Here is a 25,437-nt window from a genome sequence, read left to right as displayed (position 1 = left end):
GCCGCCCGCCGTACGCCCGCCGGGGCGGTCTCCGCGACCCGCGCCGGGCCGTGTCGCCGGCCGCGCGGGCGGTTTGGTCGGTGGGGGCGGTAAGACTAGGCGGGTGACCACTTTCGAGGAGTCGCTGACGAAGGTGCTGGGGGCCAAGACCGGGAAGGCGCTCGCCACCCACCTCGGGCTGGAGACCGTGGGCGACCTGATGCGGCACTACCCCCGGCGCTACGCCGAGCGGGCCGAGCTGACCGACCTCGCCTCGCTGGAGCGGGACGAGCACGTGACGGTGCTGGCCGAGGTCGAGAAGGTCACCGTGCGGCCGATGCGCGACCCGCGCAAGAAGCTGCTGGAGGCCGTGGTCACCGACGGGCGCGGCAAGCTCTCGCTCACGTTCTTCAACAAGCCGCAGTGGCACGAGTCGCGGCTCAAGCCGGGCACGCGCGGGCTGTTCGCCGGGAAGGTCAGCGAGTTCGTCACCAGGACCACCCGCAAGCGCCAGCTCAACCACCCCGAATACGTCCTGCTGGACGGCAGCTCCGACGGCGAGACGATCGCCGAGTTCGCCGGGAGCCTCATCCCGGTCTACCCGGCGGCGGCCAAGGTGCCCTCCTGGCAGCTCGCCCGGTGCGCCCGCGTGGTCCTCGACACGCTGGTCGCGCCCGAGGACCCGCTGCCCGCGGACCTGCGGCGGCGGCACGGGCTGATCGACCTGGCCGACGCGCTGCGCATGATCCACCGGCCGCGCGACAGGGGCGAGGTGGCGCGCGCCAAACAGCGGCTCAAGTGGGACGAGGCGTTCCTGCTCCAGGCGGCGCTGGCGCAGCGCCGGTTCGCCGCGAACGCGCTGCCCGCCAGGCCCCGCCCGCTCCGCGACGACGGGCTGCTCGCCGAGTTCGGCACGCGCCTGCCGTTCGAGCTGACCGAGGGCCAGCGCGAGGTCGGCGCGCAGATCGCCGCCGACCTGGCACGCGACCACCCCATGCACCGGCTGCTCCAGGGCGAGGTGGGCTCGGGCAAGACCGTGGTGGCGCTGCGGGCCATGCTCCAGACCGTGGACGCCGGGGGCCAGGCCGCGCTGCTCGCCCCCACCGAGGTGCTCGCCCAGCAGCACCACCGCTCGATCACCGCCATGCTCGGCGACCTGGCCGAGGGCGGCATGCTGGGCGGCTCGGACAAGGCCACCCGGGTCGCGCTGCTGACCGGCTCGCAGAGCGCGGCGGCGCGCCGCGAGGCCCTGCTGGAGATCGCCTCGGGCGCGGCGGGGATCGCCGTGGGCACCCACGCCCTCCTGGAGGACAAGGTCCAGTTCGCCGACCTGGGCCTGGTGGTGATCGACGAGCAGCACCGGTTCGGCGTCGAGCAGCGGGACGCGCTCCGCGAGAAGGCGGGGGACACCCGCCCCCACGTGCTGGTGATGACCGCCACCCCGATCCCGCGCACGGTCGCCATGACCGTCTACGGCGACCTGGACACCTCCGCGCTGACGCAGCTCCCGGCGGGCCGGTCGCCGATCGCGACCCACGTCGTGCCCGCGGCCGAGAAGCCCAACTACCTGACGCGCGCCTGGGACCGGGTGTGCGAGGAGGTCTCGCGCGGCCGCCAGGCGTACATCGTCTGCCCCCGCATCGGCGACGCCGAGGGCGACGAGGGGGACATCTCGGACACGGACGCGGGCGCGGGCTCCGACGAGCGGCGGCCCCCGCTGGCGGTGATGGACGTCGCGCCGATGCTCGCGGACGGGCCGTTCTCGGGGCTGCGGGTCGGGGTGCTGCACGGCCGGCTGCACCCGGACGAGAAGGACCGCGTGATGCGGGCGTTCGCGGCGGGTGAGATCGACGTGCTGGTCGCGACCACGGTGATCGAGGTCGGCGTGGACGTCCCCAACTCCACCGTCATGATCATCATGGACGCGGACCGGTTCGGCGTCTCCCAGCTCCACCAGCTCCGCGGCCGCGTCGGCCGGGGGAGGCTGCCGGGGTTGTGCCTGCTGGTGACGGACGCCATGGCCGGGTCCCCGGCGCGCGAACGGCTGGACGCGGTCGCCTCCACGACGGACGGGTTCGAACTGTCGCGGATCGACCTGGAGCAGCGCCGCGAGGGCGACGTCCTCGGCGCGGCCCAGTCCGGGCGGCGGTCCTCGCTGCGCATGCTCAAGCTCCTCCGCGACGAGGACGTCATCGAGGCCGCCCGCCAGGAGGCCACCGCCCTGGTCGCCGAGGACCCCTCCCTGGAGTCCCAGCCCGTCCTGCGCGCGGAGATCGCCCGGCTCCTCGACGAGGAACGCGCCGAGTACCTGGAGAAGACGTAGGCCGTCACGACGAGGACGGGACTTCGGCCCGAGGGCGGCGGGGCGGCCCGGGCGGGCGTCGGGGGAGGGGCCGCGGGCCGCGAAAAAAGAATCCCGTTCGCGATGAACGGGATGATCTGGAGGGCCGGTCCCGCCTCCCCCCGAAAACGGGACCGGCTTTCTCCGAAAGTGACCCGGCCCGGCCCGGAGACGGCCTCCCCCCGAATGCCGCCTCCGGCCAGGCCCACCCCTCGGGTCAGGTGCCGAGGGAACCGGCGTGCGGAAGGGCTCACGATCACGCCGGTAGGCCTTCCCCTGGGTCACCTGAAGGCCTGTGACCATCATGCGGGTCCGCGGCCCCGAAGGTAAGCGTGCTTACCGTTTCCCGCCCCGCCCATAGAGAGCCTTGACCTGCGCCCCTTGCCCTCACCCCGCCCATTGCCCACCCCATGACCCACCCCCGCCCCGGCCGCCGTCCCGCGCCGCCGTACGGCTCCCGCCCCGGCCCCAGCCCCGCGCCCCAGCCCCGCGCCGCCGTCCCGCGCCGCCGTACGGCTCACGCCGCGGCGGGAGGAGGGGTGGGGGTCCGGCAGACTGGCGGTATGAGCCGAGTGATCGCGGGGAGCGCCGGGGGCCGGCGGCTGGTGGTGCCGACGGGGAAGGGGACGCGGCCGACCAGCGACCGGGCCAGGGAGGGGCTGTTCTCCAGCGTGGGGTCGCTGCTCGGGTCGCTGGACGGGGCGCGGGTGATGGACCTGTACGCCGGGTCGGGGGCGGTCGGGCTGGAGGCGCTGTCGCGGGGGGCCGCGCACGCCCTCCTGGTCGAGGCGGACGCCAAGGCCGTACGCGCGATCAGGACGAACGTGAAGGCGCTGGGCCTGCCGGGCGCGGAGGTCGTCGCCGCCAAGGTGGAGCGCGTCGTGGCCGAGCCGTGCCCGGCGGAGCCGTACGACCTGGTCTTCCTCGACCCGCCGTACGCCGTGGCCGACGAGGCCGTGCGCGGCGTGCTCGCGCTGCTGGCCGAGGGGGGCTGGCTCGCGGGCGACGCGCTGGTCGCGGTGGAGCGCGAGACCCGGGGCGGGCCGTTCACCTGGCCCGGGGGGTTCGAGGCCCGGCGCGACCGCCGCTACGGCGAGGCCACCTTCTGGTACGGCTCCCCGGCGAGCTGAGCCCGCCGCGCGGCTCCCGAGCGGCGTTTGGTACCGTCGCGCCCGCCGGGGTAATCAGCCGCGCGACCAGGAGGACACGTTGCGACGAGTCGTCTGTCCCGGGTCCTTCGACCCGGTCACCAACGGGCATCTCGACATCATCGGCCGGGCGTCCCGGCTGTACGACGAGGTCGTGGTGGCCGTGCTGATCAACATGTCGAAGACGACCATGTTCACCACGGACGAGCGCGCGGAGATGCTGCGCGAGGTCACCAAGGAGTACGGCAACGTGCGCGTGGAGAAGTTCCACGGGCTCCTGGTGGACTTCTGCCGCGAGAACGACATCCCGGTCATCATGAAGGGCCTGCGCGCGGTCAGCGACTTCGACTACGAGCTGCAGATGGCGCAGATGAACCACCGCATGGCGGGCATCGAGACCGTCTTCATGCCGACCAGCCCGGACCACTCGTTCCTGTCCTCCAGCCTGCTCAAGGACATCGCCCGCTACGGCGGCGACGTGTCCGGCCTCGTGCCGGCGCACGTCAACGAGCGGCTGCTCGACCGGCTCAAGGGCTGAGCGCTCCCCCTCACCTGGTAGTCTTTCGTTTCGGCCTTGCACGACGGCGGTGATTTGCCATGCCTCAAGAAAGCGGGAGACCCCTGCACCTCGACCCCCGAGCTCCGTTCGTGATCAGCACTCACGACCTCGGACGACGCCCGGGATCGATGCGACAGGTCACTCGCGTTGTCGCGGCACCGGACGATCTCGCCGTCGATCTGATCGGCGTCCCCAAGGGCGCCGATGTCGAGCTGGATCTGCGGCTCGAAGCGGTCATGGAAGGCGTGCTCGTCTCGGGCACGGCGCGCGCCCCGCTCGCCGGGGAGTGCGCACGCTGTCTGGACCCGCTGACCTCGTCCATCGAGGTGAGCTTCCAGGAGCTGTTCTTCTACACCGCCGAGGACGCCGGAGAGGACGACTACATCCTCGACGGTGATCTGCTCGACCTTGAGCCGGTGTTCCGTGACGCGGTGGTGCTCGCACTGCCGCTGAGCCCGCTGTGCCAGGACGACTGTCCGGGTCTCTGCGCGGAGTGCGGAACCAGGCTGGCGGAAGCCGGTCCGGACCACCGGCACGATCAGATCGACGCCCGATGGGCGGCGTTGCAAGCCCTCAAGCAGGACACCCCGAACACAGACAACGATCAGGAGGGCTGACGTGGCCGTCCCCAAGCGGAAGATGTCGCGGAGCAACACCCGCTCCCGCCGCGCGCAGTGGAAGACCTCGGCGCCCGTGCTCGTGCGCTGCCCGCAGTGCCGCGACCCCAAGCTGCCGCACATCGCGTGCCCGACCTGTGGCACCTACAACCGGCGTCAGGTCGTCGAGCCGTCGGCCTGATCGCACCCGGACGGATCGTGCCGGCCGGTCGAGGCCGGCCGGCATGACACCCGTCCGTACCGCGCAGGTGGCGGTGTGGAGCGGCGAACGCGACCACAGCACGCCCGAGGCCGTGGTGGACGCCTGGACGTCGAAAGCCCGGCGCCCACCACGTCTTCGGGGAATCTCACGCCTTTCCGACGCTCGGTGACCCAACCCTCCGCGCGTCTTGCCGTCATCTCGCGTGCATGACTGCTACGCATTGCGATGATCGTGTAACCGTGGGCCACACGAAGGCCCGAGGAGGAAGCCGTGGACGTCGACAGCGGAACACGCGACGCCTGTGACGAGCTCGACCGGGTTCTCGGGGTGCGCCTCGACCTGAACCTGCTGGAGCGCGCGCTGACCCACCGGTCCTACGCGTACGAGAACGGCGGCCTGCCCACCAACGAGCGCCTGGAGTTCCTGGGCGACTCGGTGCTCGGCCTGGTCGTCACCGACACGCTCTACCGGAACCACCCCGACCTGCCCGAGGGCCAGCTCGCCAAGCTGCGCGCCGCGGTGGTCAACATGCGCGCCCTGGCCGGGGTCTCCCGCACGCTGGGCGTCGGCCGCTACATCCGCCTCGGGCGCGGCGAGGAGGGCACCGGGGGCCGCGACAAGCCCTCCATCCTCGCCGACACCCTGGAGGCCATCATCGGCGCGGTCTACGTGGACAAGGGCCTGGAGGAGGCCTCCCGCGTGGTCCACCAGCTCTTCGACCCGGTGATCGCCCGCTCCGCCCAGCTCGGCGCCGGCCTGGACTGGAAGACCTCCCTCCAGGAGCTCACGGCCGCCGAGATGCTCGGCGTCCCGGAGTACCACGTGGACGAGAGCGGCCCCGACCACGCCAAGTCCTTCCGCGCGGTGGTCCGCGTCGGCGGTCAGGAGTACGGCTCCGGCGCCGGCCGCTCCAAGAAGGAGGCCGAGCAGCAGGCCGCCGAGGCCGCCTGGACCGCGATCCGCGCGATGAGCGACGCCCAGAAGTCCCAGGACGGCTCCACCGGCGAGCGCGTCGACGCCTGACGCCCGCCGGGGCCGCCCAGGGCACGCCGCCGGCCACCGGGGGCCCGGTACGCCGCCGGCCGCCCGGGTCAGAGCGCGGCGAAGCGGGCCGCCGCCGCGCGGAGCCGGTCGGGGGTCAGGCGGGCGTGGCCGACCACCAGCGCGGGGAAGGACGGGGCCGCGTGGGCGTACTCCGACAGCGGGGTGACCAGGATCCCGTGCTCCGCCAGCCGCGCGGCCGTCGCGCGGTCGTCCGCGCCGTCGGGTAGCCGCACCACCACGTGCAGACCGGCGGCGATCCCGATCGGCGTCCACCCCGGTGGCAGCGCCGCCAGCAGGGCGTCGCGCCGCCGCCGGTAGACGGCGGTGGTCCTGCGCAGGTGGCGGTCGTAGCCGCCGGTGCGCAACAGCTCGGCGAAGGCGGCCTGCTGCAGCGAGCTGCAGCCGCGGTCGCTGAGCCGCTTGCCGGTCCGCACCTCGTCCCTGACCCACTCCACGGCGCTGACCAGCCAGCCGAGGCGGATCGCGGGCGCGAGGGTCTTGCTGAGCGTGCCGAGACCGATCACCCGGGAGGGGTCGACGCCCTGCAGGGCGGCCACGGTCGGCCGGTCGTAGCGGTACTCCGCGTCGTAGTCGTCCTCCACGATCAGCCCGTCGTGCGCGCGCGCCCAGTCGAGCAGCGCGTGCCTGCGCTCCGGGTGCAGCGCCATGCCGAGCGGGTACTGGTGCGCGGCCGTGACGATCACCGCGCGGCACCCGGTCGCCGCCAGCTCGTCCACGCGCAGGCCGCGCTCGTCGACCGGGACGAGGACCGGCCGCAGCCCGTGCCTGCGCAGCAGTTCGCCCTGTTCGGGGTTGCTGGGGTCCTCCACCGCGACCCGCCGGTGCCCCCGCCGCCGCAGCGCCCCGGCCAGCAGCCCCAGCCCCTCGAAGGTGCCGTGCGTGATCACCAGGTCGTCCGCGCGGGCGCGTACGGCCCGGACCCTGGACAGGTAGGCGGCCAGCTCGGCGCGGAGCGAGGGCAGCCCGGCCGGGTCGGGGTAGGACAGGTCCGCGTCGCTCAGCGCGGCCAGCCCCGCCCGGCAGGCGGCCAGCCACGCCGCCCGCGGGAACTGCGCCATGGACGGCAGGCCGGGACGCACGTCGTAGAGGGCGGCGCCCGTGGTCCCGGACGCATCCCCCGGGCCGGGCCCGCCGGTGGCCACTCCGTCGGCGACCCACGTGCCCGAGCCGCGCCGGGCGACCAGGTACCCCTCGGCCACGAGCTGGGCGTAGGCGGCCGTGACGGTTCCCCGTGCGAGCCCGAGCTGGCCGGCGAGGTCGCGGCTGGCCGGAAGCCGGGTGCCGCCGTGGATCCGGCCGTCGCGCACCGCCTCGCGCAGCGCGCGTTCCAGCCCCCGGGCGCGGCGTCCCCCGTGCAGCTCCGGCAGGAGCAGCTCGCGCAAGGTGGTCCATTCGCTCGGCATGAAAGTGGAGCTTAAGCCTGAGCCACCGGGCCACCAAGCTGCCCCCATGAACCGTGCTGTCAACCCCTGGCTGGTGCTCTGGACGCTCCTGCTGTCGAGCGCGATCTGCGCGCTCGACAGCACGGCCGTCAACGTGGCGATCCCCGCGATGATGCTCGACCTGGGCGCGGGGCTCGACGATGTCCTGTGGGTGGTCAACGCCTACGTGCTCGCGCTCGTGATGCTGCTGGTCAGCGGCGGGCGGCTGGCCGATCTGTACGGCCCGCGCACGCTCTTCCTGGCCGGCCTGGCCGTGTTCACGCTGGCCTCCGGGCTCGCCGGGGCGGCGGGCGGGGCGGGCCCGCTGATCGCGGCCAGGGTGCTGCAGGGCATCGGGGCGGCCCTGCTGCTGCCGCAGACCATGTCCATGATCACCCATATCTTCCCGCCGGAGCGCCGGGGCCGGGCGTTCGGCCTCTGGGGAGTGGTGGCCGGGATCGTGGTCGCGCTCGGCCCGGCCGCCGGCGGGCTGATCGTCAGCTCGCTGGGCTGGCGCTGGATCTTCCACCTCAACCTGCCGCTCGGGGCTCTCGGGCTCGTCGCCGTGGCGCTGGTGTGCCCGAACCCGCGGGCGGGGAGCAGGCGGCGCTTCGACCTGCTCGGCTCCGCGCTGCTCGCCCTGGCGCTGTTCGCCGTCGCCTTCGCGCTGATCGAGGGCCGGGCGGAGGCGGCCCTGGCGGCCGCCGTCCCGCTGGCGGCCTTCGTCCTGGTGGAGCGGGCGCGGCAGCACCGGGACCCGCTGCTGCCGTTCGCGCTCGTCAAGGACCGTGGCTTCACCCTGATGGCCGTGGTCAACCTGGCCCTGCCCGCCGCCGTCGGGTCGATGATGTTCCTGACCGTCTACCACCTGCAGAACGCGGGCGGCCTGCCCGCCGCCGGGGCGGGCCTGGTCGTCGCGGCGGCCCCCGTGGTCTCGGTGCCGTTCGCGGCCCTGTCCGGGCGGCTCACGGACCGCTACGGCGGCAAGTACGTCCTGTTCACGGGGCTGCTGCTGTTCCTGGCCGGGCTGGGGTGGGCCGCCGTGGCCGTCGGCGGGGCCTGGCCGGAGCTGCTGCCCGGCCTGCTGGTGTTCGGGGCCGGGATGGGGCTGGTCTACGCGCCGCCCGGGACGATCGCGATGTACGGGGTGGCTCAGGCGATGTCCGGCGCGGCCTCGGGGGTCTTCTCGACGGTCACCCGGATCGGAGCCCTGATCGGCAGCGCCGGCGCGGGGGCCCTCCTGCGGACCTCCGGCGATCTCACCCACGCGGTCAGCGGCGCGTACACGCTGCCGCTCGCGGTGACCGCGGTCGCCGCGGCGCTCACCCTCGCCGTCAAGCCCGTCCCCCGTGGCGCCAGGGCCGATCAGCGGGACGTCGATCGCGGGACCGCCCGGCTTTGCCGTACGACTGTGGCGGGGCGGCGCGTTCTTGGGCGTCAGGGCGGGGGCCCGGGGGTAGGCGGGCCGGGTCGGGAAACGGCGCGAGGGGGGACCCATGGCGAAGGTCGTGCAGGAGGGTGACGTCATCGATGTCATCGTGGAGCAGCACAAGCGGATCCGGCAGCTCTTCAGTGAGGTGACGCATGGGCGGGGGAAGGCGCGGGCGAAGGCGTTCGCGGAGCTGGCGCACCTGCTGACCGTGCACGAGGAGGCCGAGGAGAAGGTGGTGCATCCGGTGACCCGGGGGGTGGCGCGGGGCGTCGCCGAGGCCCGGGTGCACGAGGAGGACGAGGCGAAGAAGCTGCTGGGGCGGCTCGTGGAGATGGGGCCGGACGCCGAGGGGTTCGAGGAGATGTTCTCGCTGCTCAAGCATGACGTGGACACGCACGCCACCAATGAGCAGCGGGAGGAGTTCCCCAAGCTGCGCGAGCACTGCGACGAGGACAGGCTGCGCGCGATGGCCGAGGAGTTCCGCGGCGTCCAGGCTCTCAAGGGCGGGCAGCGATCCCGCTGACCCCGGGCCCCTCGATCCTCGGGCTTCGGCGCGCGCGAGGGTTTAGGTTGACCTTCGGGTTCGGCATGCCGCGGGGAAGTTCGCCGGGTTTTCCGGTGTTTTTCCTTCGGTGTGCCTGTGGGGCGCACCGGAGGGAGTGGGGTCATGCCGGAGTTGCCGGAGGTCGAGGTCGTACGGCGGGGCGTGGAGAAGCACGTCGCGGGGCGTACGGTGGCGGCCGCGGAGGTGTTCCATCCGCGGGCGATCCGGCGGCATGTCGCCGGGGCCGAGGACTTCGCGGGGCGGCTCGCGGGGCGGGTGATCGCGGAGCCGCGGCGGCGGGGGAAGTACATGTGGCTGCCGCTCGCCGACGAGGCCGGGAACGCGGACGAGGCGATGCTGGCCCATCTGGGGATGAGCGGGCAACTGCTCGTGATGGCGCCCGGGTCGCCCGCCGAGAAGCATCTGCGGGTGCGGCTCACCTTCGACGACGGCGGCGGCGACCTGCGGTTCGTCGATCAGCGGACGTTCGGGCACCTCATGGTGGCGCCGCTGGTGGACGGGGTCCCCGCGCCGATCTCGCACATCGCCGCCGACCCCCTGGAGCCGGGGTTCGACGAGGCCCTGTTCGCGGCCAAGCTCAAGGCCCGCCGTACCGGGATCAAGCGCGCGCTGCTGGACCAGTCGCTGATCAGCGGCGTCGGCAACATCTACGCCGACGAGGCGCTGTGGCGGGCGCGGCTGCACTGGGCCCGGCCCACCGAGACGCTGACCCGCCCGAAGGTCGCCGAACTCGTCCAGGCCGTGCGCGAGGTGATGACCGAGGCGCTCGGCCAGGGCGGCACGTCCTTCGACAGCCTGTACGTCAACGTGAACGGCGAGAGCGGCTACTTCGACCGCTCGCTCGCCGCGTACGGCCGCCGCGACGAGCCCTGCCCGCGCTGCGGCACCCCCATCCGCCGCGACGCCTTCATGAACCGTTCGTCGTACACCTGCCCGAAGTGCCAGCCCCGCCCCCGCAACGGCCGCTTCTGAGCCCCCGCTGACGGCTCGGCCCGTACCGCGGCGACCGCTCAGGCGCCCCGGGGCGGGGGGCCGACGTCGGGATGGCGGCCGGGACGGAGGGCCGCGTGGCGCTGCCCGGGGCCGGGGCCGTGGCGGGCGGCGAGAGCGTCCGCCACCGCGCCGGTCGCGAACGCGTAGACCGTCTTGTGGAGCAGGTCGATCACCAGCTCGGCGCGGGGCCACGTCTGCGGCGGGGCGCCGACCCCGGTGGCGTTCTCCAGGATCTGGTCGTTGGCCAGCCGGATCACCGAGAACATCGCCGAGGCGGCCGGACCGCGCAGGCCCGCCGTGGCCATGACGCTGCGGAGCACGCCGAGCGCGGCTCCCTGGCCGTAGTGCATGGCGAGGTTGACCGCCCGGCTCGGGGGCCGCTCGGACAGGCCCAGCAGCCGCTCCAGGACCCGGCCCGGGACGAGGGAGTCCGGGCGGCCCGTCAGCCGCTGCTCGACCTTCTCCCCGGCCGTCATCACCGCCACGCCGGCGAGCCCGGCCAGCGTTCCCTGCCACAGCACGCGCCGCACCACGCCGCCCCCCGCCCGCGTACGACGGTCGCGCGGCGGGGCCGCCGGGCGGGGACTCCGCGTCAGCGTCATCGGATCTCCCTCGTGCACCTCGGGCGCCGGCGGGCCGATCGCCCGGGCGCGGTCAGAATTCAGGGGTGCCGGCGCCTCCGCGCGTCTCCCTGCGGCTGGGGATCACGATGATCGCCAGGCCGGCGAGGACGCTGAGGAAGTGCAGCCAGTTGTCGGCGACGTTGATGTTCAGGAAGTCGCGGTCCGGGCGGCTCGCGGCCCACAGGCCGTACAGCAGGGTCGGGGTGTAGGCGATCACGAGGACCCAGCCGAATCCCCGGGCCAGGCGCAGGGACTTGGCCATGGCCAGGCCGAGCGCGCCGATGAGGATGTGCACGATGTTGTGCAGCGGGTTGACCCCGAACCCGAGCAGGGTCTCATGGGTGTGCCGGGCGAAGTCGTCGAACCCGGTGACGAAGAACCCCGCGATGCCGGCCAGCAGGTAGAGGGCGCCGATGACCGCCGCCAGGAGCTGCGGCACCGTTCGCTTGCCTCGCCCGGCCTGGTTTCTCATGGACATGGGGGTCGCCTGTCCAGGAAAGCCGGGAAAAAACGCTCGTCCGGCGTCTCGCCGGAGTGCCACCCGCCACCTCCGGCACGGCCCGGGCCGCGCGCTCAGCGGCAGGACGTCCGAAGGTAGCGGCAGGCGACGACCGCCGGGGTGCTGAGGGACCTGCCCGCCTCGATGGACCAGGCCAGGCGGATGAACTGGCCGTGGGCCCAGCCGAGGGGGGCCGCCGAGTAGGTCGGGGTGCCGGGGCGGCCCGGGCCCGTCCCGTCCCAGACCTGCTCGGGCAGGATGCCGCTCTCGGTGCCGGTCGCCGCCATGTCGGCCAGGCGGCGGCGGGCGTCCAGGCCCGCGGCGACCTCGTACTCCCCGCGCTCGCCCGCGAACAGGGGCCACAGGCGGCCGATCGTCGTCCGGCTGCCGGGCGGGTGCCCCACGTTCCACTCGCCGCCGTCGCGCCGCTCGCCGTACCCGTCGAAGTCGTAGCGGTGCCAGTGGCGGCCGGCGGGGGTGAGCTCGGAGAGGCGGGCGTCCACGACGGCGTTCGTGTTCCGGATCACCGGGTCGCCGGCGGGCAGCACGCCCAGGCGGACGAGTTCGAGGTGACTGGGATCCACCACCGCCCGCTGGTCCACCCCCGCCGGCCCGCTGTCCCCGATGTCGTAGCGGGTGCCCAGGTCCGGCCTGCCGTCCTTGGTGATCCGCACGAAGTACGGCCGGGGGCCGTACGGGCCGTTGGGGGTGGCCGTCCAGGACTTGACCTTCGAGCGCCACTCGTCGGCCGTCTCCAGGTAGCGCCGCCGGGCGGCCCGGTCCCCGTTGGCCGCGGCGATGTCGGCGGCGCAGACCAGCCCGGCGATCTCGGCGGCGATGGTCGCCGGGGAATAGCCGCCCTGGTTCTCCCAGCGCTCCTGCCTCGTGACCGGCCCGTGGGCGACGATGTAGTCGGCCGCCCGCCTGACGTGGGACCAGTCATCCCCGCCGGTACGGCGGAGCGACCAGGCCAGGATGATCGGGGCGGCGACCTCGTCCATCTGCACGTTGGTCCAGTGCTCGCGGCCCTCCACGGTGCTGTTCTGCGGGAAGGAGCCGTCGGGCTTCTGCTGCCTGCGGAACAGCCAGGTCAGGGCCCGGTCGGCCGCCGCCCGGTCCCCGGCGGCCAGGAGCCCGGTGGCCTTGTGCACGATGTCCCGCGCCCAGACCAGGTGGTACGCCCCGGAGGGGTCCTCCAGCTCCGGGTTCGTCCCCCAGGCCCACGGCATGGACGGGGAGGCGATGAAGGCGCCGCGGTTGGCCTTGTCCTCGTGCGCGGCGAGGACCATGACCGACGAGTCGTACACCGCCCGGTTCCGGCCGCGCGCGGCGCTCGCGGGGGGCCGCTTGAGCGAGGCGACGTAGTCGTGCCAGCCCCTGGCGTACGCGGCGGACACCTTCGGCCAGCCGGTCCCCAGCGTGGCGCGGGCGGTGGCCAGCGCGGCGTCCCCGTCGGCCCCGAAGCCGAGGGCGAGGGTCGCCTTCCTGCCGCCGCGCAGCCCGGTGACGGGGATCCGCCCCGTCTGCACGACGTTGCCGCCGGAGCGGGCCTCGTAGTGCCAGTTCATCGTGTGGTCGGCGCGCAGGTCGGTCCAGCCGTCGCTGACGCCCTGGTAACCGCTGGAGGTCTCGGCGAAGGCGGGCGAGGACGCGAGCGCGCCGGCGGTCCGCCCGTCCTCGGCCACCAGCGCCCCGCCCCTGGTCTCCCCGCGGTCGTCGAGGTCGCGGACTCCGCCGTTGGACAGGCGCGGGTTGTGGAGCGCGTAGAGCCGGTACGGCCGGCCCGTCAGCGACTCGAACGTCACGTCCACGAGGACGGACGCCCTGGCGGGGTCGGTGACGTACGTCTTGGTGAGCCGCCACTTCCCCGACCTGGCCGTGTTGGTCTGCCGGTAGACCAGCGCCCTGCCGTCCACGAGCGTGGTGGACCCGCGGGTCGCCTCGCCCTCCCGCTCGGTGAAGCCCGTGCCGTCGGAGACGACGAACCGCATCTCGCGGACGCTCGGGGTGCCCAGGTCGGGGTAATAGACCTCGGACAGGGCGCCGTCGCGCAGCGTGAACCAGACCTTGCTGCCCAGGGTGCGCGACGTGCCGTACCCGGTCTTGTCGGCGGGCGTCCACGCGGGTCGCGCCCCCGGGGCGCCCGGGGCCTCGTCCGCGGCCCCCGCCCGCCCGGACGGCAGGACGACCAGGGACGCCGGCAGCAGGACCGCCATCCCGGCGAGTCTGAGCGTGCGCTTCACGGGTTCCTCCCGAGGGGATCACGGCGCCGCTGGATGCGGCGCGCCGGGCGCCGTCTCCGGCCCTCGCGCGCCCTGTCCCCGATACCCGGAAACGCCCTGGATACCCCGATCCGGTGGGATATCTGCATCCCGGGGCGTGGACAGCCGCGAGCCCCGCTCGTGGGAGGCTGGACCCATGGAGGAGCGGCAGGACGTACGGCTGACCGCGTGGGTGCGCGGGAGCGTGCAGGGAGTGGGGTTCCGCTGGTGGACGCGGGCCCGGGCGCTGGAGCTGGGGCTCGTGGGCTGGGCGGCGAACCTGGTGGACGGGCGGGTCGAGGTGGTGGCCGAGGGCCCCGAGAAGTCCTGCGCGGAACTGCTGGACCGCCTGCGCGGCCCCGGCACGCCCGGGCGGGTCGACGGGGTCGTGGAGCGGTGGAGCGCGGCCAAGGGGGGCCTGCGGGGCTTCGAGGAACGGTGACGACGGGTCACCGGGGACCGGGGTCACCGGGGGCCCGGGGGCGCGCGGGACCGCCCGTCGGGGGCCGAAGAGGTGGACCCTGCCCCACCCCCTCGCGAGAAACCGCCCATATCGGGTATACTTCTATGTCGAGAGTGTCTGCCAGCACTTCACGCGGAGCGTTCAACTTGACCGTCTTCCCTGCTGGTGCGACTCTTGAAAGGAACCACGCGCACTCCTCCCGCGGCTTGATGTGCGCGAACCAGTCTGGTCACTCAGCGTGGAGGACCCTTTACCATGGCGAAGGCTCTACTCGGCCACGTCGGCGGTCCTGACCCTCGTATGGTCTCGGAGATGCGCCGTCTCCAGCAGCGAGTCAGGGATCTGGAAGCCGAGCTCATCCGGCTTCAGGCCCAGAACGACGCGCTCGCCGCCGCCGCGCACGAGGAGTTCGTGCCCGGCGTGCAGGACCGCGAGCCCGCCCTCACCTAGAGGCGGGGCCGGCACGTAACCCTAGGGACGTCATCCACCGGGACGGCGTCCCTAATCGTTTGCCCACTTTTTTCCTGATATTTCCGGTCGTGTCCCACCGTGCCGGCGCGCCTTCCGCACGCCGCCCGGAGATCGGCCCTTGCCGTACGGAGATCGGCGCATGCCGTACGGCCTGAGCGCGCGGCTCCCCGCCGGGGGGCCGTGCGCCACGGGAGGCGGGCCGGAACGGTAGGGTTCCCGGAGGTAGCCAGGGAGGGGCCTGTTGTATCTCAAGAGCCTCACGCTGCGCGGCTTCAAGTCCTTCGCCTCCGCGACGACGCTGCGGTTCGAGCCGGGGATCACCTGCGTGGTCGGGCCGAACGGCTCGGGCAAGTCCAACGTGGTCGACGCCCTCGCGTGGGTGATGGGCGAGCAGGGGGCCAAGTCGCTGCGCGGCGGCAAGATGGAGGACGTCATCTTCGCGGGCACGTCGTCGCGCCCGCCGCTCGGCCGTGCCGAGGTCGTGCTGACGATCGACAACTCCGACGGGGCGCTCCCGATCGACTACACCGAGGTCACGATCAGCCGGCTGATGTTCCGGTCCGGCCAGAGCGAATACGCGATCAACGGCGACACGTGCCGCCTCCTCGACGTCCAGGAACTGCTGTCCGACTCGGGCATCGGCCGGGAGATGCACGTCATCGTGGGGCAGGGCCAGCTCGACACCGTGCTGCACGCCGGGGCCGAGGAGCGCCGGGCCCTCATCGAGGAGGCCGCGGGCGTCCTGAAGCACCGCAAGCGCAAGGAGAAGGCGCTGCGCAAGCTCGACGCGATGCAGGCCAACCTCACCCGCGTCCAGGACCTCGCGACCGAGCTGCGCCGCCAGCTCAAGCCCCTCGGCCGCCAGGCCGAGATCGCCCGCAAGGCCGCCGTCATCCAGGCCGACCTGCGCGACGCCCGGCTGCGCCTGCTCGCCGACGACGTGATCACGCTGCGCGCCAAGCTGGAGCGCGAGGAGGCCGACGAGGCCGCCGTACGCCGGCGCCGTGCCGAGGTGGAGGAACGCCTCGCCGCCGTCCAGGAGCGCGAGGTCGAGCTGGAGTCGGCCGCCGCGCAGGCCCAGCCGCGGCTGGCCGCCGCCCAGGAGACGTACTTCCGCCTGTCCGCGCTGCGGGAACGGCTGCGCGGCGTGGGCACGCTGGCGGCCGAGCGGCACCGGCACGCCACCGAGACCGCCGCCGTCGAGCGCCGGGGCCGCGACCCCGAGGACTACGAGCGCGAGGCCGCCGAGATCCGCGAGCAGGAGGCGGTGCTCCAGGAGGAACTGGAGATCGCCGAATCCGCGCTGGAGGCCGCGGTCTCCCGCCGCGAGGAGGCCGAGGAGCGGCTGTCCGCCGAGGAACGCCGTCTCGCCGCCGCCGCCCGCGCCGCCGCCGACCGCCGCGAGGGCCTGGCCCGGCTGCGCGGCCGGCTCGGCGCGGTGCAGGGCCGGGTCCGCGCCGCCGAGGAGGAGATCGGTCGCCTCATCGAGGCCCGCCAGGACGCCGAGGAGCGCGCCGCCCAGGCCCGCGAGCAGCACGACGAGCAGGAGCGCCGCGAGCCCGCCCAGGACCCGGCCCTGGCCGCCGAGCACGAGACGGCCCAGGCCGCCCTGGACGCGGCGAAGGAGGCCCTGGACGCGGCCAGGTCCGGGGTGGAGGCCCCCAAGGCCGCGCTGGCCCAGGCCCGCACGGCGGTCGCCGCCGCCCGCTCCGCCGACCAGGACGCCCAGCGCGAGGTCGCCGCCCTCTCGGCCCGCCGCGACGCCCTGGAGATGAGCCTCGGCCGAGCCGCCGACGGGGGCGAGTCCGTCCTCGCCGCCGGCCTGGACGGGGTCCTCGGCCCGGTCGCCGCCCTCCTCAAGGTCACCCCGGGCGCGGAGACCGCCGTCGCCGCCGCCCTCGGGGCCGCCGCCACCGCCGTCGCGGTGTCCGGCCCCGACACCGCCGTGGCCGCCCTCGCGCACCTGCGCGCCGCCGACGCGGGGCGCACCTCTCTGGTCATCGCCGCCGCCGGCGGGACGATCGCGCCGCGCGTCCCGGACCGCGAGCCGGTCCCTCCGGGGGCCGTCCACGCCGTGGAGCTCGTGGACGCGCCGGACGGCGTGCGCGAGGCCGTGCACCACCTGCTCGACGGCGTCGTGGTCGTGGACGACCTGGCGGTGGCGCGGGAACTGGTCGGGAAGCATCCCCGGCTCAAGGCCGTGACCAGGGACGGCGACCTGCTGGGCGCCCACTGGGCGCAGGGCGGGTCCGGGGCGGCCGGGGGCGCGCTGGAGGTCCGCTCCGCGCTGGACGAGGCCGTCGAGAGGCTGGCGGCGGCGCGGGAGGCCGCCGAGGGCACCGCCGTACGGCTGGAGCGGGCGGCCGAGGCCGAGCACGAGGCCCAGGCGGCCCTGGAGGCGGCCCAGGCCCGGGTGAGCGCGGCGCAGACCCACGTGAACGAGGCGCAGGCGGCGCTGGACCGGGTGCGCGGCCGGCTGCGGGAGGCCGACCGGCAGCAGGCGGACGCCGCCAAGGCGCTGGCCCGGCTGCACGCCGCCGCGCGGGCGGCCGAGGAGGAGGCCGCCCGCCTCGCCAGGGCCGTCCGGGCCGCCGAGGAGTCGCGGGAGCGGGAGAGCGCGGGCCTGGCCGAGCTGGAACGCCGGCTGGCCGAGGCCGAGGAGGTCGCGGACGAGGACGACGCCGAGCCCGACGCCGACCTGCGCGACGAGCTGGCGCAGGCGTGCGCGGTGGCGCGGCAGGGCGAGGTCGAGGCGCGCCTGGCCGTGCGCACGGCCGAGGAGCGGGTGCGGGCGATCAGCGGTCGCGCCGACGGCCTGCTGCGCGCCGCGCGGCGGGAGCGCGAGGAGCGGCAGCGGGCGGCCGCGCGGCGGGAGGCGCTGCGCCGGCAGGCCGCGGTCGCGCACGCGGTCGTGCGCGGCACCGAGATCACGCTCAGGGCCCTGGAGTCCTCGCTGGTCACCGCCCAGGGCGAGCGGGCCGCCGCCGAGGAGGCGCGGGCCGCGATCGACGCCGAGCTGAAGACCGTGCGCGTCGCCGTCCGGGAGATGTCCGGCGAGCTGGACAAACTCGTGCACGCCGCGCACGGCAGCGAGGTCGCCAGGACCCAGGACCGGCTGCGGCTGGAGCAACTGGAGGCCCGCGCCCTGGAGGAGTTCGGCGTGGAGGCGGCCGCGCTGGTCGCGGAGTACGGCCCGGACGTGCCGGTGCCCACCGAGGACGGGCACGTGCCGTACGACCGCGAACAGCAGTCGAAGCGGGCGCGCACGGCCGAGAAGCAGCTCTCGCAGCTCGGCAAGGTCAACCCGCTGGCGCTGGAGGAGTTCGCGGCGCTGGAGGAGCGGCACGCGTTCCTGACCTCGCAGCTCGAAGACCTCAAGAAGACCCGGCGCGACCTGATGACCGTGGTCAAGGAGGTGGACGACCGGGTCGAGCGGGTGTTCACCGAGGCATACGCCGACGTCGCCCGCGAGTTCGAGACGATCTTCGGCCGGGTGTTCCCCGGCGGCGAAGGCAGGCTCGTGCTCACCGACCCGGAGAACATGCTGACCACGGGCGTCGAGGTCGAGGCGCGGCCCCCGGGCAAGAAGGTCAAGCGGCTGTCGCTGCTGTCGGGCGGCGAGCGGTCGCTGACGGCGGTGGCGTTCCTCGTGGCGATCTTCAAGGCGCGGCCGTCGCCGTTCTACGTCATGGACGAGGTCGAGGCGGCGCTGGACGACACGAATCTCCAGCGTTTGATCACGCTATTCGAGGAATTGCGGCAGAGCTCCCAATTGATCGTGATCACCCACCAGAAACGCACGATGGAGGTCGCCGACGCGCTGTACGGCGTGAGCATGCGCGGCGACGGCGTGACCCAGGTGATCAGCCAGCGGATGCGGGAACCGGAGCCGGCGTAACCCCGGTTCCGGCCGCGCCGTGTCGTGAGCACCGCGACTCATCTGGGAAACTGCAATGTTGTGGGAGATTACCTCGGCATCATATTGATCGTCGCGCTGGTCGCGTTCGCGGCCATGGGCACCCTCTATTTCGTGTTCCGGCCGGGCCGCAAGGCCGTGCCCCCGAAGACGGAGCAGCCGCCGCCGGACCTGCTGGCGCCGCGCGAACCCGCCCGGGGGGCCGGTGACCAGGAGGAGGGCGGCGTCGCCACGCTGCCGCGGCCTCCCGTGGAGGAGAAGGAGGAGCCGCCCGCCCCGCCGGTCGAGACGAAGCCGGAGCTGGAGCTCCCGCCGCCCTCGGCCGGCCGCATGGTCCGCCTGCGCGCCCGCCTCGCCCGGTCCCAGAACGCCCTGGGCCGCGGCCTGCTCGACCTTCTCTCGCGCGACAAGCTCGACGACGACACGTGGGACGAGGTCGAGGAGACCCTGATCACGGCCGACGTGGGCGTCGCCCCGGCCCGCGCGATGGTCGAGGAGCTGCGCACCAAGGTCAAGGTGCTGGGCACGCGCACCCCGGAGGAGCTGCGGGGGCTGCTCCGCGAGGAGCTGCTCAAGCAGGTCGGCGGGGACATGGACCGCACGCTGCGCACCGCCCCCACCGGCGAGCGTCCGGCGGTGCTGATGATGGTCGGCGTCAACGGCACCGGCAAGACCACCACCTGCGGCAAGCTCGCCCGGTCGCTGATCGGCGACGGCCGCACCGTCGTGCTCGGCGCGGCCGACACCTTCCGCGCCGCCGCCGCCGACCAGCTCGAGACCTGGGGCGCCCGCGTCGGCGCGACCGTGGTCCGCAAGGAGGAGGGCGCCGATCCGGCCAGCGTCGCGTTCGACGCGGTGGCCACCGGCCTCGACCTCAAGGTGGACACGGTGATCGTGGACACCGCCGGCCGCCTGCACACCAAGACCGGCCTCATGGACGAGCTCGGCAAGGTCAAGCGGGTCATCGAGAAGAAGGCCCCGGTGGACGAGGTGATCCTCGTCCTCGACGCCACCACCGGCCAGAACGGCATGCGCCAGGCCCGCGTCTTCGCCGAGGTCGTCAACATCACCGGCATCGCCCTGACCAAGCTCGACGGCACCGCCAAGGGCGGCATCGTCATCAACGTCCAGCGCGAGCTGGGCGTCCCGGTCAAGCTCGTCGGCCTCGGCGAGGGCCCCGACGACCTGGCCCCCTTCGATCCCGAGGTCTTCGTGGACGCCATCATCGGTGACGGCAAGTCCGCCTGACCCGTCCCGCTCCACCGCACGGCCCGCCCGGTCCTCCCGGGCGGGCCGTGTCGTTTCCGTACGGCTCCCGCCGCGTACGGCCGACGCCGCGGTTCACGCCGGGCGGGGCCGTACGGGAGAGGCGGGGCGGGGGCCGTACGGACGGGAGGGGCGGGCGCGCGCGGGCGGGTTGTGAGCGGACCGAAACCTCGCGGAAACACCCTGTGGCCGAGATTCATCCACGTGAAACACGGGATGACGGGAGCTGAAACGGGGCGTGGCCACCCTTTCGGGAACGCCGGGGTCTCACGTCACCCCGGAGTTCATCGGCCGTACGCCAGACTGGAAGGGAGGGCCGCGTCGGATGAAGATCGATGGCGGCACCACCGCCTGGATGCTCGTGAGCGCGGCGCTCGTGCTGCTCATGACGCCGGGCCTCGCGTTCTTCTACGGGGGCATGACCAGGGCCAAGAGCGTCCTGAACATGATGATGATGTCGTTCGTCAGCATCGTGGTCGTGACCGTGCTGTGGGTGCTCTACGGGCACTCGCTCACCTTCGACCCGGCGGGTGACGGCGAGGGCTTCGTCCAGAAGGTGATCGGCGGTCTCGACCACCTCGGGCTGACCGGGCTGATCGACACGGCGTACGAGGGGCTCCTGAAGGAGACCTCGGACAACATGCCGAACCTGGTCTACTCGATGTTCCAGATGACCTTCGCCATCATCACGGTCGCCCTGATCAGCGGCGCGATCGCCGACCGCGCCAAGTTCGGGGCCTGGGTGGTCTTCGCGGGCGTGTGGGCCACGGTCGTGTACTTCCCGGTCGCGCACTGGGTGTGGGGCGGCGGCTGGCTGGCCACGATGGGCATCGAGGACTTCGCCGGCGGCACGGTCGTGCACATCAACGCCGGGGCCGCGGCCCTGGCCCTGGCCCTCGTGCTGGGCAGGCGCACGGGCTGGCGCAAGGAGCCGATGCGGCCCCACAACCTGACCCTGGTCCTGCTGGGGGCGGCGCTGCTGTGGTTCGGCTGGTTCGGCTTCAACGCCGGCTCGGAGCTGGCGGTGGACAGCACCACCGCGCTCGCGTTCATCAACACCCAGATCGCCACCGCCGTCGCCGTGGGCGGGTGGCTGATCGTGGAGAAGCTGCGCGACGGGCACGCCACCTCGCTCGGCGCGGCCTCCGGCGCGGTCGCCGGACTGGTCGCGATCACCCCGGCCTGCGGGTTCGTGGACCCCTGGGCCGCCGCGCTCATCGGCCTGCTCGCCGGCGTCGCCTGCGCGTACGCCGTGGGCCTGAAGTACCGGCTGGGCTTCGACGACTCCCTCGACGTGGTCGGCGTGCACCTGGTCGGCGGCGTGATCGGCGCCGTCGCGCTGGGCTTCCTGGCCAACTACCCCTTCCTGCCGCAGCAGGGCAAGGGCCTGTTCTTCGGCGGCGGCCTCGGCCAGCTCGGGCTGCAGGTGCTGGGCCCGGTCGCGGTCGGGCTGTACTCGTTCGTGATGTCCTGGATCATCGGCAAGATCATCGACAGGACGATGGGCTTCCGGATCGGCGCGGAGCAGGAGATCGCCGGCATCGACATCACCCAGCACGCCGAGACCGGCTACGACCTGGGCACCGTGCACGCCTCGGGCGTGGCGGCCCTCTCGGGGAGCGTGGCCGGGAGCACGGCCGGCGCCCCCGCCGGGACGCCCTCCGCGGGCGCCAACGGTGAGAAGACGACCTCGAAGAAGGTGGAGGCATGAGGCTCATCACCGCCGTGATCAAGCCCTTCAAGCTCGACGACGTGAAGGCCGCCCTGGAGCAGTTCGGGGTCCGGGGCATGACGGTCAGCGAGGCCAGCGGGTACGGCCGCCAGCGCGGCCACACCGAGGTCTACCGGGGCGCGGAGTACCAGGTGGACCTGGTGCCCAAGGTGCGCCTGGAGGTCCTGGCCGAGGAGGACGACGCCGACGACGTGATCGACGTGATCGTGAAGGCCGCGCAGACCGGCAAGATCGGTGACGGCAAGGTCTGGTCGGTGCCCGTGGACACGGTGGTCCGGGTCCGTACCGGCGAACGCGGACCGGACGCCCTCTAGCGGGCGCGACCGGGGGACGCATCGCATGCGCCGTGACGCACGCTCGTACGCCGCGGCCCGCAGGGAGCGGGCCGCGGACGTCGACCGCTGGCTGCGGGACCTGGTCAGACCGTACGGCGGGCAGCCCGCCCCGCCCGGCGGCCCGCCCCCCGCGCACGCGGACGGGCGCGCCCCCGCCGAGGCGGCCCCGCCGGGGGAGGGCGCCGTGGCCCTGGTCGCCGTCGGCAGCCTGGGCCGGGGCGAGCTGGCCCCCGGCAGCGACCTGGACCTGGTCCTGCTGCACCGGGGCCGCGACGACGTCGCCGAGATCGCCGACCGGATCTGGTATCCCGTCTGGGACGCAGGGATCGGCCTGGACCACTCCGTCCGCACGGTGGACGAGGCGGTCAAGGTCGCCGGCGAGGACCTGAAGGCCGCGCTGGGCCTGATCAGCGCCCGGCACGTCGCCGGGGACCCCGAGCTGACCCGCGCCGCCCGCGAGGCCGTGCTCGCCTCCTGGCGCGCGGACGCCCGCCGCCGGCTGGCCGAGCTGCGCGAGGCGGGCGCCCGCCGCGCCGAGGCCGGCGGAGAGCTGGCGTTCCTCCTCGAACCCGACCTCAAGGACGCCCGAGGCGGCCTGCGCGACGTGCAGGCCATGAGGGCCATCGCCGCCGCCTGGGTGGCCTCCGCGCCCGGCCCGCGCGTCCGCGAGGCGTACGAGCTGCTGCTGGACGTGCGGCACGCGCTGCACCTGGTCACCGGGCGCGGTTCCGACCGGCTCGTGCTCCAGGAGCAGGACGCGGTGGCCGCCGCCCTCGGCCTGCTCGACGCCGAGCAGCTCATGCGCATGCTCGCCGAGGCCGGCCGCACCGTGACCCACGCGCTCGACGGCGCCTGGCGCTCGGTGGACCGGCTGCTGTCCGGGCCCGCCCCGCGCGGCCGCCGCCCCCTGGCCGACGGGGTGGTCGAGCACGGCGGCGAGGTCGTGCTCGCGCGCGGGGCCGACCCGCGCAAGGACCCCGTGCTCGTGCTGCGCGCCGCCGCCGCGGCCGCCGGGGCCGGGCTGCCGCTCGCGCCCGCGACCGTCTCCGTCCTGGCCTCGCGGTCCGCCCCCATGCCGATCCCGTGGCCCGACGCCGCCCGCGACGCCCTGGTGGCGCTGCTCGGGGCCGGGCGCGCCGCCGTACCGGTGTGGGAGGAGCTGGACCAGGCGGGGATCATCGTGACCCTGCTGCCCGACTGGGAGCGCGTGCGGCACCGCCCGCAGCGCAATCCGGTGCACCGGTTCACCGTGGACCGGCACCTGATCGAGACCGCGGCGGGCGCGGCGGCGTTCACGCGCGAGGTGTCCCGGCCCGACCTGCTGCTGATCGCCGCGCTCCTGCACGACGTGGGCAAGGGCTGGCCCGGCGACCACTCGGTGTCCGGCGAGGCCATCGCCCGCGACATCGGGGCGCGGATCGGGCTGCCCCCGGCGGACGTCGAGGTGCTGGCGACGGCCGTACGGCACCATCTGCTGCTGCCGGAGGCGGCGACGCGGCGGGACCTGGACGACCCGGTGACGATCTCCACGGTGGCGCGGGCCGTGGGCACGCGCGAGGTGCTGGAACTGCTGGCCGCGCTCGCCGTCGCCGACGGGCACGCCACCGGTCCCGCCGCCTGGAACACCTGGAAGGCGGGCCTGGTCAACGATCTCGTACGGCGGGTGCGGGCCGCCCTGGCCGGGACTCCGCCGCCCCCGGCGCCCGCGCTGTCGGAGGCGCAGGCGGCGCTGGCGCGGCACGGCGGGGGAGCGGTGCGCGTGGCCGGCCAGTCGGTCACGGTGGTCGCCCCGGACCGGCCCGGGCTGCTCTGGCGCGCGGCCGGGGTCATGGCCTCGCACCGGCTCGTCGTCCGCGCCGCGACGGCCGCCTCGGCCGGGTCCACGGCGGTGATCGAGTTCTCGGTGGTGCCGGAGTACGGCTCGCCGCCCGACCCCGCGAACCTGGAGGCGGACCTGCGGCTGGTGCTGGCCGGGCGGCTGGACATCGAGCAGCGGCTGGCCCGGCGCGCGCGGGCCATGCGCGCTCCCCGCGTGCCGGTGGCCCCGCCCCGGGTCACGGTGCTGGACGACGCCTCCCACACCGCCACCGTGGTCGAGGTGCGCGCCCACGACCGGCCCGGGCTGCTGTGGCGCGTGGGGCGGGCGCTGGGGGAGTGCGGGCTCGACGTGCGGGCCGCCCGGGTGGAGACGCTGGGCGCGGAGGCGGTGGACGTCTTCTACGTGGTGGACCGCGCGGGCGAGCCCGTCGAGGACCCGGGCCGCAGGGACGAGGTCCGCAAACAGGTCCTGGCCGCGCTCAAGTGACCGCCCGGCGGACCGGGCGGCGACGGCGCGGCCGCGGGGTCCGGCGCGCTCGGGGGGCCGGACCGCGAAGAGCGCCCGGGCCGTGGCGGCCCGGGCGCTCTTTCGGGTGCTCGTGCGGGTGCTCGTCCGGGTGCGGCCCGCCGGAGCGGGCCGGGGTCAGCGCGGGCGGGCGTCGATGACGCTGGTGATCCCGTCCAGGTCGGCGTCGGACACCGGCTGGAGGCCGGACTTCTCCAGCAGCGCGAAGTACTCCGAGCGGGTCCGCTCGCAGCCGCCCTGGAAGTAGCCCATCATGCGCAGGTCCATGTCCTTGCCCAGGTGCGGCTCGTCGCCCTCGTCGAGCAGGATGTCCAGCAGCAGCACGCGCCCGTGGTCCGGCACGGCCCGCCGTACGGTCGAGAGGATGCGCAGGGCGTCCTCGTCGTCCCAGTTGTGCACGACGCTGCCGAGCACGTAGCAGTCCGCTCCCTCGGGGACGGAGACGAAGAAGTCGCCCTCGGCGAGCTCGCACCGGTCGCCCAGCTCGGCCAGGTTCTCCCGGGCGTTCGGCAGCACCCTGGGCAGGTCGAACAGGGTGCCCCGCAGGTGCGGGTGGCGGCGCAGCAGTTCGGCCAGGACGTGGCCCTTCCCGCCGCCCACGTCCACGACCGTCGTGATCCCCGAGAAGTCGTACACCTCGGGCAGGCTCAGGGCGTACGGCAGCGACCGGTGCTTCATGTAGTCGTCGAAGAGCCTGCTGAGGTCGGCCCGGGTGCCCAGGTAGTCGTAGAGCGGGCCGTACCGCTCCGCGAACGCCGACCGGCCGGTGCGCACCGTCTCGGTCAGCTCCCGCATGGAGTACGACAGGTCCGGGTCGGAGTTGATCAGCACGGAGCCGCGCATCGACCGCGGGTGGTCCGGCAGGAGGGTCCGGCCGGCCTCGGTCAGGGCGTAACGGCCCTCGGCGTCGGAGGCGAACAGCCCGTGCGGGGCCAGCGCCCGCAGCACCCGGGCGAGCGAGGGGGCGTGGGCCCCGCAGCGCGCGGCCAGTTCCCCGGGCGAGAGCGGGCCGTCGGCCAGGTGCTCGGCCACGCCGAGCCGTACGGCGGCGCTCAGCGCCGAGAACCGCCAGTTCGCCCGGATGATCTCCCAGACCGGGTCAGACGCGTGCGCCACGGGTTGTCTCCTCCTGATCACGTGCGGGGGCGGTGTTGTCGGCGGGGCCGCGGACGAGGCGGCCGACTTCGGCGCGGAGGTGGACGAAG

The 25,437-nt window shown here is 74.3% G+C and carries 21 protein-coding genes; 16 read left to right on the top strand and 5 right to left on the bottom strand.

The window, feature by feature from the left end:
- Positions 1-103: 103 nt before the first annotated feature.
- The 6 genes from recG (at position 104) to rnc (ending at position 5,869) form a co-directional block, all read left to right on the top strand.
- Positions 104-2,302: an ATP-dependent DNA helicase RecG gene (gene recG, locus D5H75_RS27200; protein WP_119929406.1), complete on the top strand. Its 2,199-nt coding sequence runs from the start codon at positions 104-106 to the stop codon at positions 2,300-2,302.
- Positions 2,303-2,883: 581 nt separating this feature from the next.
- The gene (gene rsmD / locus D5H75_RS27195; RefSeq protein WP_119929405.1) at positions 2,884-3,450 is read left to right on the top strand and encodes a 16S rRNA (guanine(966)-N(2))-methyltransferase RsmD; all 567 of its coding nucleotides are present in this window, start codon (positions 2,884-2,886) and stop codon (positions 3,448-3,450) included.
- 79 nt (positions 3,451-3,529) lie between these two features.
- Positions 3,530-4,006 (top strand): pantetheine-phosphate adenylyltransferase, encoded by a 477-nt coding sequence (gene coaD, locus D5H75_RS27190; RefSeq protein WP_119929404.1) that lies wholly within the window; start codon positions 3,530-3,532, stop codon positions 4,004-4,006.
- Positions 4,007-4,065: 59 nt separating this feature from the next.
- The gene (locus tag D5H75_RS27185; protein ID WP_119929403.1) at positions 4,066-4,644 is read left to right on the top strand and encodes a YceD family protein; all 579 of its coding nucleotides are present in this window, start codon (positions 4,066-4,068) and stop codon (positions 4,642-4,644) included.
- 1 nt (position 4,645) lies between these two features.
- Entirely contained in the window at positions 4,646-4,825 is a 180-nt protein-coding gene (gene rpmF, locus D5H75_RS27180) for a 50S ribosomal protein L32 (RefSeq protein WP_119929402.1), read from the top strand.
- Between the two features lie 291 nt (positions 4,826-5,116).
- The gene (gene rnc / locus D5H75_RS27175; protein WP_119929401.1) at positions 5,117-5,869 is read left to right on the top strand and encodes a ribonuclease III; all 753 of its coding nucleotides are present in this window, start codon (positions 5,117-5,119) and stop codon (positions 5,867-5,869) included.
- Between the two features lie 68 nt (positions 5,870-5,937).
- Here rnc and pdxR read toward each other — a convergent pair whose 3' ends face one another.
- Positions 5,938-7,314 carry a MocR-like pyridoxine biosynthesis transcription factor PdxR gene (gene pdxR / locus D5H75_RS27170; protein ID WP_119929400.1) on the bottom strand — a complete coding sequence of 459 codons (1,377 nt, stop codon included), beginning with the start codon at positions 7,312-7,314 and terminating at the stop codon, positions 5,938-5,940.
- Positions 7,315-7,360: 46 nt separating this feature from the next.
- Here pdxR and D5H75_RS27165 point away from each other — a divergent pair, with 46 nt between their 5' ends.
- The 3 genes from D5H75_RS27165 to mutM all read left to right on the top strand — a co-directional run bounded on the left by D5H75_RS27165 (position 7,361) and on the right by mutM (position 10,301).
- Entirely contained in the window at positions 7,361-8,854 is a 1,494-nt protein-coding gene (locus D5H75_RS27165; RefSeq protein ID WP_202638559.1) for an MFS transporter, read from the top strand.
- A complete protein-coding gene (locus D5H75_RS27160; RefSeq protein WP_119929398.1) occupies positions 8,829-9,287 on the top strand; it encodes a hemerythrin domain-containing protein in 459 nt (152 codons plus the stop codon). The genes D5H75_RS27165 and D5H75_RS27160 overlap by 26 nt, the downstream gene beginning before the upstream one ends.
- 144 nt (positions 9,288-9,431) lie before the next feature.
- On the top strand, positions 9,432-10,301 hold the full coding sequence (mutM, locus tag D5H75_RS27155) for a bifunctional DNA-formamidopyrimidine glycosylase/DNA-(apurinic or apyrimidinic site) lyase (RefSeq protein ID WP_119929397.1): 870 nt from the start codon (positions 9,432-9,434) through the stop codon (positions 10,299-10,301).
- Between the two features lie 38 nt (positions 10,302-10,339).
- Here mutM and D5H75_RS27150 read toward each other — a convergent pair whose 3' ends face one another.
- From D5H75_RS27150 to D5H75_RS27140, 3 genes are all read right to left on the bottom strand, one after another.
- Positions 10,340-10,924: a hypothetical protein gene (locus D5H75_RS27150; protein WP_202638558.1), complete on the bottom strand. Its 585-nt coding sequence runs from the start codon at positions 10,922-10,924 to the stop codon at positions 10,340-10,342.
- A 52-nt stretch (positions 10,925-10,976) separates the two neighbouring features.
- Complete coding sequence (locus D5H75_RS27145; protein WP_202638557.1) at positions 10,977-11,423, bottom strand: DUF4383 domain-containing protein; 447 nt, start codon at positions 11,421-11,423, stop codon at positions 10,977-10,979.
- A 95-nt stretch (positions 11,424-11,518) separates the two neighbouring features.
- Positions 11,519-13,687 carry a glycoside hydrolase family 15 protein gene (locus D5H75_RS27140; protein ID WP_202638556.1) on the bottom strand — a complete coding sequence of 723 codons (2,169 nt, stop codon included), beginning with the start codon at positions 13,685-13,687 and terminating at the stop codon, positions 11,519-11,521.
- Between the two features lie 175 nt (positions 13,688-13,862).
- Here D5H75_RS27140 and D5H75_RS27135 point away from each other — a divergent pair, with 175 nt between their 5' ends.
- From D5H75_RS27135 to D5H75_RS27105, 7 genes are all read left to right on the top strand, one after another.
- Positions 13,863-14,147: an acylphosphatase gene (locus D5H75_RS27135; RefSeq protein ID WP_119929396.1), complete on the top strand. Its 285-nt coding sequence runs from the start codon at positions 13,863-13,865 to the stop codon at positions 14,145-14,147.
- 276 nt (positions 14,148-14,423) lie between these two features.
- On the top strand, positions 14,424-14,618 hold the full coding sequence (locus D5H75_RS27130; protein ID WP_119929395.1) for a hypothetical protein: 195 nt from the start codon (positions 14,424-14,426) through the stop codon (positions 14,616-14,618).
- Positions 14,619-14,880: 262 nt separating this feature from the next.
- A complete protein-coding gene (gene smc / locus D5H75_RS27125; protein WP_119929394.1) occupies positions 14,881-18,537 on the top strand; it encodes a chromosome segregation protein SMC in 3,657 nt (1,218 codons plus the stop codon).
- A 114-nt stretch (positions 18,538-18,651) separates the two neighbouring features.
- Entirely contained in the window at positions 18,652-19,803 is a 1,152-nt protein-coding gene (gene ftsY / locus D5H75_RS27120) for a signal recognition particle-docking protein FtsY (protein WP_119929565.1), read from the top strand.
- A gap of 343 nt (positions 19,804-20,146) precedes the next feature.
- Positions 20,147-21,532, top strand: coding sequence for an ammonium transporter (locus D5H75_RS27115; RefSeq protein ID WP_119929393.1), 1,386 nt, complete (start codon positions 20,147-20,149; stop codon positions 21,530-21,532).
- Positions 21,529-21,867: a P-II family nitrogen regulator gene (locus tag D5H75_RS27110; protein WP_119929392.1), complete on the top strand. Its 339-nt coding sequence runs from the start codon at positions 21,529-21,531 to the stop codon at positions 21,865-21,867. The genes D5H75_RS27115 and D5H75_RS27110 overlap by 4 nt, the downstream gene beginning before the upstream one ends.
- Before the next feature lie 25 nt (positions 21,868-21,892).
- Positions 21,893-24,193: a [protein-PII] uridylyltransferase gene (locus tag D5H75_RS27105; RefSeq protein WP_119929391.1), complete on the top strand. Its 2,301-nt coding sequence runs from the start codon at positions 21,893-21,895 to the stop codon at positions 24,191-24,193.
- 156 nt (positions 24,194-24,349) lie between these two features.
- On the opposite strand, the gene D5H75_RS27100 is transcribed toward D5H75_RS27105, so the two are convergent.
- The gene (locus tag D5H75_RS27100; RefSeq protein ID WP_119929390.1) at positions 24,350-25,348 is read right to left on the bottom strand and encodes a methyltransferase; all 999 of its coding nucleotides are present in this window, start codon (positions 25,346-25,348) and stop codon (positions 24,350-24,352) included.
- Positions 25,349-25,437: the final 89 nt, after the last annotated feature.

The organism is Bailinhaonella thermotolerans, from assembly GCF_003594875.1.
Taxonomy (GTDB): Bacteria; Actinomycetota; Actinomycetes; order Streptosporangiales; family Streptosporangiaceae; genus Bailinhaonella; species Bailinhaonella thermotolerans.
This window is presented reverse-complemented; position numbering and strand designations above follow the sequence as displayed.

Bases quoted from the DNA above. Each gene is read 5' to 3' on its own strand.
- D5H75_RS27145 (WP_202638557.1), bottom strand. From the start codon at position 11,423: ATGTCCATGAGAAACCAGGCCGGGCGAGGCAAGCGAACGGTGCCGCAG.
- D5H75_RS27160 (WP_119929398.1), top strand. From the start codon at position 8,829: ATGGCGAAGGTCGTGCAGGAGGGTGACGTCATCGATGTCATCGTGGAG.
- rsmD (WP_119929405.1), top strand. From the start codon at position 2,884: ATGAGCCGAGTGATCGCGGGGAGCGCCGGGGGCCGGCGGCTGGTGGTG.
- pdxR (WP_119929400.1), bottom strand. From the start codon at position 7,314: ATGCCGAGCGAATGGACCACCTTGCGCGAGCTGCTCCTGCCGGAGCTG.
- D5H75_RS27105 (WP_119929391.1), top strand. From the start codon at position 21,893: ATGCGCCGTGACGCACGCTCGTACGCCGCGGCCCGCAGGGAGCGGGCC.
- D5H75_RS27135 (WP_119929396.1), top strand. From the start codon at position 13,863: ATGGAGGAGCGGCAGGACGTACGGCTGACCGCGTGGGTGCGCGGGAGC.
- D5H75_RS27130 (WP_119929395.1), top strand. From the start codon at position 14,424: ATGGCGAAGGCTCTACTCGGCCACGTCGGCGGTCCTGACCCTCGTATG.
- ftsY (WP_119929565.1), top strand. From the start codon at position 18,652: ATGGGCACCCTCTATTTCGTGTTCCGGCCGGGCCGCAAGGCCGTGCCC.
- D5H75_RS27115 (WP_119929393.1), top strand. From the start codon at position 20,147: ATGAAGATCGATGGCGGCACCACCGCCTGGATGCTCGTGAGCGCGGCG.
- D5H75_RS27185 (WP_119929403.1), top strand. From the start codon at position 4,066: ATGCCTCAAGAAAGCGGGAGACCCCTGCACCTCGACCCCCGAGCTCCG.
- mutM (WP_119929397.1), top strand. From the start codon at position 9,432: ATGCCGGAGTTGCCGGAGGTCGAGGTCGTACGGCGGGGCGTGGAGAAG.
- D5H75_RS27110 (WP_119929392.1), top strand. From the start codon at position 21,529: ATGAGGCTCATCACCGCCGTGATCAAGCCCTTCAAGCTCGACGACGTG.
- D5H75_RS27150 (WP_202638558.1), bottom strand. From the start codon at position 10,924: ATGACGCTGACGCGGAGTCCCCGCCCGGCGGCCCCGCCGCGCGACCGT.
- D5H75_RS27165 (WP_202638559.1), top strand. From the start codon at position 7,361: ATGAACCGTGCTGTCAACCCCTGGCTGGTGCTCTGGACGCTCCTGCTG.